The sequence below is a fragment of the Paenibacillus sedimenti genome (assembly GCF_014534655.1).
GTDB lineage: Bacteria > Bacillota > Bacilli > Paenibacillales > NBRC-103111 > Paenibacillus_E > Paenibacillus_E sedimenti.
This window is the reverse complement of record NZ_JACVVD010000007.1, coordinates 343,391-349,827: the sequence shown is the minus strand read 5'-3', so window position 1 is coordinate 349,827 and position 6,437 is coordinate 343,391. Positions and strand designations below refer to the sequence as shown.

General features: G+C 42.4%; 4 protein-coding genes. All 4 read left to right on the top strand.

Annotated elements, in window-relative coordinates; all coding sequences use genetic code 11:
• Positions 1-204 precede the first annotated feature (204 nt).
• The 4 genes from ICC18_RS20835 (at position 205) to ICC18_RS20820 (ending at position 6,344) form a co-directional block, all read left to right on the top strand.
• The gene (locus ICC18_RS20835) at positions 205-1,605 is read left to right on the top strand and encodes a protoporphyrinogen/coproporphyrinogen oxidase (protein WP_188176361.1); all 1,401 of its coding nucleotides are present in this window, start codon (positions 205-207) and stop codon (positions 1,603-1,605) included.
• A gap of 120 nt (positions 1,606-1,725) precedes the next feature.
• Positions 1,726-2,214, top strand: coding sequence for a hypothetical protein (locus ICC18_RS20830; protein ID WP_188176360.1), 489 nt, complete (start codon positions 1,726-1,728; stop codon positions 2,212-2,214).
• Between the two features lie 275 nt (positions 2,215-2,489).
• Positions 2,490-5,087, top strand: a complete 2,598-nt coding sequence (gene ppsA / locus ICC18_RS20825; protein ID WP_188176359.1) for a phosphoenolpyruvate synthase — start codon at positions 2,490-2,492, stop codon at positions 5,085-5,087.
• A 477-nt stretch (positions 5,088-5,564) separates the two neighbouring features.
• Complete coding sequence (locus tag ICC18_RS20820) at positions 5,565-6,344, top strand: class I SAM-dependent methyltransferase (protein ID WP_188176358.1); 780 nt, start codon at positions 5,565-5,567, stop codon at positions 6,342-6,344.
• The last annotated feature ends 93 nt before the right edge of the window (positions 6,345-6,437 follow it).

The following is a 6,437-nucleotide window of genomic DNA, read 5'->3' as shown; positions in this document are numbered from 1 at the left end:
ACAAGGCGATTCGGAAGTTTTACGGGAATATCTCCGAAGAGGAAGTCATCTCGATCCGGAAAAAAACGATGAAGGATATGATCTCGAGGTTGGTTTTTTTGTGATCTATTGGGATTTTGCAAGTGGGACTCGGATTAATCGGCATCTATTCCATACGGTTAGATTTATCAGGTGTATTCTGGTCGATCCTAGACATCAACAGAGATGGAACCCCTTAATTTTTCATTTTTTTGCTTACGAAGACAAAGGGAGGCTTGGTGGATTATTAAGAAAATTGCCGTCATTGGAGCAGGAATCAGCGGACTCGCCGCGGCTTATCAGCTGCAGAAGAGAGGATATGAGGTTATTGTATTTGAGCGAACTAATCTACCTGGAGGGAGAATGCGAACGGATAGTATCGAGGGCTATACTTGGGATGCAGGAGCGCAATTTATGATAGATTCTTATAACTTGATGAAGGATTTAATGAAAGAGTTGGGATTATGCGAGCATATGACGTATGTAGATCCGGTACAGGCCATTGTTTTGGGTGATGCTGAGATCTACCGTTTCCCTTCCTTTTCCTTGTCGGGACTCCTACGGCACCCCAAGTTGGACATTCGGTCAAAGTTGGTAATATGGAAACTAGTTTATCAAGGGAATTTAAATAGAAAATATATGGATTTTGACCGACCTGAACGCTTGGCACCGCTTGATGACTTGCGGGATTTATCATGGTGGCGAAAGAAAACAACCGACGATCTTGTGGATTGGCTATTACATATCCCAACTTCCTCATTATTTTTTTGGTTGGAAAAAGAAACCCCCTGGTTCTACGCATTATTTAATCTTCTGGATAAAAAGGCACAAAGAATCTTTACACCAAAAGGTGGAATGGGCAGCATCCCGAAAGCGCTCTCACAGAGGCTGGACATCCAGTATAATGTTTCTGTTGTTTCTGTGGAATCCGTAAAATCAGACAAGGTAAAGGTTACGTGTAAATCGAATTTGCAGCAATCGGAGCAGCTGTTCGATCGGGCAATCGTTGCTGTGCCTGCTGAGATTGCAATGAAGATGATTCCGAACCATTGCCGAGAATTAGGAGAAGAACGATCCAGATATTTGGCGGAAACCAGATATGTAAGTAATCTGACGACAGCGATCGGATATAACGATCTTCCTGAAACGTCTGCTTATGGTATCGGTGTTCCATTTAAATTACATTCCCCTTTGGCATCTATAGGATGGGAACATTTGAAGGGACAAGAGCGTGTACGCAGACATAATGGGTTAGCTGTTGCCATGCCCACTCATGAATACTGCCAAAATAACTGGGGTAGCGACAGCGAAGGAATCTCTGGAGAATTGATAGATGCGGTAAACAGATATTATCCCGGTAGTAAAGATGCAGTTGAATTTTCACACGTTTATCGTTGGAAGTACGCCATGCCAGTGATGTACCCTGGGAGGACAAACCAATTACAGAGAGCACTGGAGGCAAAGCAACCTCAAGGTTCAAAAGTTTTTACCTGTGGAGATTACTGGGCAGGTCCTTGCACGGAGCATGCCTTGGTCTCGGGATATCGGGCAGTGCAGGAAGTCGTAGATAGTTTATATAACGAATAATCGTTATGTTTCGGTAACCTGGATTGTAGGGAAGGCTGCTAATACGATGAGGTAAGCGGGTACGTTTGAAGGAGGACGGCATAAACTAGAATAATCATAAATTAAGAGTGGTGCTGCCGGATGGGATATACGGTGCAATATATACCTCTAAGCAAGATAAAGTCTGGGTTAATCGCCAAATCAACAAAGCGTAGCAAAGAGCTTCACAAAGTCGCACAGGATTGCATGCAGTTGTTGATCGTCAGGAAAAGCCGAAAAGAAGGTGGCTACGTCATAGTAAGCGGAATTAATCACTTGGAGTACTACAAAAGGTATTCAAAGAAAAACGTAGTACCCTGTCTGGTAGACGAAGGAAAAATTTCATCGACTTTTGTATCGCTATTGAACCGTTTTCAAAAACGCAAGCTGCCCTATGAACTGCCATACACCAACACGGATCAGATCGCCGGCAACAGTTGGTCCATCATCCGCTCGTTTCTGAAGCAGGATTTCCGGTTCAAAAGGTTAACTCGCCGAGAGCAGCTTAAGGTGCTTCGACTCGGAATTCAATATAAGAAAACGACGATACGATCCATGAAAGCGAAGGTGGATGAGCTCTCTAAAAGGTAAAAGCGAATCATCTAATTATTCAATACAACATGGTGAGGAGCTGCCGCAAGGACAGCTCCTTTATGTGACTAATGATAGCGGGAAATCAAAAAAGAACCTGGGTAGTTTTATCAGGTTCTTTCATATTGAATATAAACAGACACGATGATATAATCAGATTACGACTTCAATAATTTACATAGACGTAATTATTGCATCCTACACTTTAAGTGTACCATGCCGGTAAACTCTTGTCAAATGTTTTTTCTCAATTTAATGGTTAGGAGAGATATTGAATGAGTTCTTTGGTTCTCGATTTTCAGGAAATGGAAAAAACTCAGCTTTGGCTCGTTGGCGGAAAAGGGTTGAATTTAGGGGAATTATCAAAAATTCAAGGGATACAAGTACCGGAAGGATTTTGTGTTACAACAGTTGGGTACCAAAAAGCCATCGAACAAAACGAAACGTATCATGCTTTGTTGGATCGACTAACCATGCTAAAAGTAGAGGATCGAGACCAAATCGGTGAAATCAGCAGGAAGATTCGAAAAATCATAACGGAAGTAGAAATCTCTTCCGATGTTGTGAAAGCAGTTGCTCACTATCTCTCCCAATTTGGCGAGGAACATGCTTATGCAGTGCGTTCTAGCGCGACTGCTGAAGATTTGCCGCATGCCTCATTTGCCGGTCAACAAGACACCTATTTAAATATCATCGGCAAAGAAGCGATCTTGCAGCATATCAGCAAATGTTGGGCTTCCCTATTTACGGATCGCGCGGTAATCTACCGTATGCAAAATGGCTTTGACCACAGTCAAGTTTATTTATCCGTTATCGTTCAAAGGATGGTTTTCCCACAGGCTTCAGGGATTTTATTTACCGCTGATCCGATTACTTCTAACCGAAAGCTGCTATCAATCGATGCCAGTTTTGGACTTGGAGAAGCACTGGTCTCCGGCTTGGTATCTGCCGATTGTTATAAAGTACAGGAAGGGGAAATCGTCGAGAAGAGGATAGCAACCAAAAAAATGGCTATCTATGGACGGAAAGAAGGCGGAACAAAGACACGGCAGATCGATCCTGACCAGCAAGAGACTCAAGCCCTAACTGAAGAACAAATTTTACAATTAGCACACATCGGAAGAAAGATCGAAGCTTATTTTGGTTGCCCGCAAGATATCGAATGGTGTTTGGCACACGATACATTTTATATTGTCCAGAGCCGGCCAATCACGACTTTATTCCCCATCCCTGAAGCGAATGATCAAGAAAATCACGTTTACGTATCTGTCGGCCATCAACAAATGATGACTGATCCCATGAAACCACTGGGATTGTCTTTTTACCTGTCAATTACTCCTGCACCTATGCGTAAAGCTGGCGGAAGGTTGTTTGTTGATATTGCACGTATGCTGGCTTCCCCAGTCAGCAGGGAAACTTTATTAGAAACCATGGGACAACACGATCCGCTCATGAAAGACGCACTCATGACCATCATAGAGCGAGATTTTATAAAATTGTTACCAAATGATCAAACAGCACCGATTCCCAGCAGAAGCAATATGGATATGCTGGCACAAATCGAAATCGATCAGGCAATCGTTTCCGATTTGATTAAGAAAAGTCAAACATCGATAGAAGAGTTAAAACACAACATCCAAACGAAATCAGGATCGGATTTATTTGATTTTATCCTAGAAGATATCCAGCAATTAAAGAAGATTTTATTTGATCCACAAAGTTCGCGTGTGTTTATGGCTGCTATGGATGCTTCATCATGGATCAATGAAAACATGAACAAGTGGTTAGGTGAAAAAAACGCAGCAGATACGCTCTCTCAATCCGTACCCAACAACATTACTTCGGAAATGGGTCTGGCGTTATTGGATGTCGCGGATGTGATTCGTCCCTATCCGGAAGTCATTGATTATTTAGAGGATGTAAAAGATGATAACTTTTTGGATGAACTGGCTAAGTTTGATGGAGGAAGGGAAACCCAAGACGCTATCTATGATTATCTCAGCAAATACGGAATGCGATGTACCGGAGAAATCGATATTACGAAAACTCGTTGGAGTGAAAAACCAATTACACTTGTCCCCATGATTCTTGGCAACATCAAGAACTTTGAGCCTAATGCCGGCAATCGTAAATTTGAGCAAAGGCGCCAGGAAGCTTTGGAAAAAGAACAAGAGTTAATAGATCGATTGAAGCAATTACCGGATGGTGAACAAAAAGCCAAAGAAACAAAACGAATGATCGACCTCATCCGGAATTTCATCGGTTACCGGGAATATCCAAAATACGGTTACGTTAGTCGCTACTTCGTTTATAAGCAGGCTTTACTGAAAGAAGCCGAACAACTCGTACAAGCGGGCGTTATTCATGAAAAAGAAGATATATACTATCTCACTTTTGAAGAACTTCACGAAGTCGTACGCACAAACAAACTTGATGATCAGATCATCAACAAACGAAAAGTGGATTACAAATTTTTCGAAAAACTAACTCCCCCGCGTGTCATCACGTCTGATGGTGAAATCATTGCAGGAAAGTACAATCGAGAAAATATCCCAGCCGAAGCTATTGTAGGTCTATCTGTTTCTTCCGGAGTGATAGAAGGAAGAGCGCGTGTCATTTTAAACATGGAAAATGCCGATCTGGAAGATGGAGATATATTAGTCACCTCCTTTACTGACCCTGGCTGGACACCATTATTTGTATCCATAAAAGGTCTAGTCACCGAAGTTGGCGGACTGATGACCCATGGAGCCGTTATCGCTCGTGAATATGGCTTGCCGGCAGTTGTCGGAGTAGAAAATGCTACCAAACTGATAAAAGATGGGCAACGAATTCGCGTGCATGGAACAGAAGGGTATATCGAAATATTGTAATGGCTGAATGCGTCAAGTAAGAGCCTCTGTCATAAATTTGGAGACGATAGTGGAGGAGTGGCTTTGAAGTTGCTTCTTTTTGGAGTTTATGAAGTATCATGCAGAATAAACCTCTGAGTATCGCCGTATTTATTTTCGGAATATTCAAAATATGATTGAACATTACGCCATTGAGCTAACCGGTACAATAGTTTAGCGATCCAGGAGCAGTTTGCCGCCGTGGCAGCTGCTCCTTCTTTCATTAAGCGAAGGGCAGTTTACGCTAATACGGGTGGCAGTAGAATTTAACTAAACACAAACATTCCGTTGCCCAATATTTTCCTGTCACGTATCCTTAAAGTATTCTTTTTAGAGAGCGAGTGATTAAGATGAGAAGCACTAAATTTGTTGGAGACGCTATTATTTTCGAGGCACGGAAGGGATAATTGCTTTGACTTCCCCTTTCGTGTTAAGCCCAATAACGGAGGGAAAGCACATATGTCTTTCAATAATTACGGTGAACTTTGTACGCAGGTCTATGATCTGACAAAGAAAATTGGACAATCACTCAACGGTGATATCGAGTATTACAGCGAAAAGCTTAGGCATTGCAATGGGCGTATTCTGGAGGCAATGGTGGGTTCTGGGCGAGTTATCATTCCTCTTCTTGAATCAGGACTTATTGTGGATGGCGTGGACTACTCTCCTCACATGCTGGCTTCTTGCCGAAAACGATGTGAAGAGCGTGGATTAAGACCCGAATTATATGAGTCGAACTTACAGGAGCTTTCTTTGCCTCATAAGTATAAGGCTATCATTGTCCCTGCGGGCTCATTTTTGTTGATTGAAAAACGGGAAGAGTCGATGCTGGCTTTACATCGATTGTATGATCATTTGGAATCTGGCGGTCGATTGATCCTTGATCTGTTTTTGCCGGACAATAATTTCAACAGTTCCGATCTTGGACGATGGGGCGGGTCTGCAACACACCACTTGCCTAATGGGGATATTATTACGATGGAAAGCAAGTGTGTCGAAGCAGATTTATTCTTTAATCAATACCGTGTCAACTACTTAAAATACGAAAAGTGGCGTAATGGAGCATTGGTTCAAACGGAACTGCAGCGGTTTGCACTACGCTGGTACGGGGTTGAGGAGTTTATTTACATTCTTGAAGACATTGGGTTTTCAAATGTAACCGTCTGTGCAGATTTTAAGGATGGAAAAAAGCCGACCGGTAACCATCAGAGATTTATTTATCAAGCAGTTAAGCCTTGAAGAAGCAGCCCCCCGTAAAAAACTGATTCGGGGGGCTCATTGAACTAAACGAAGAACGATAGTTGAGGAGCTTACTTAGCGGGAGCTCTCTTT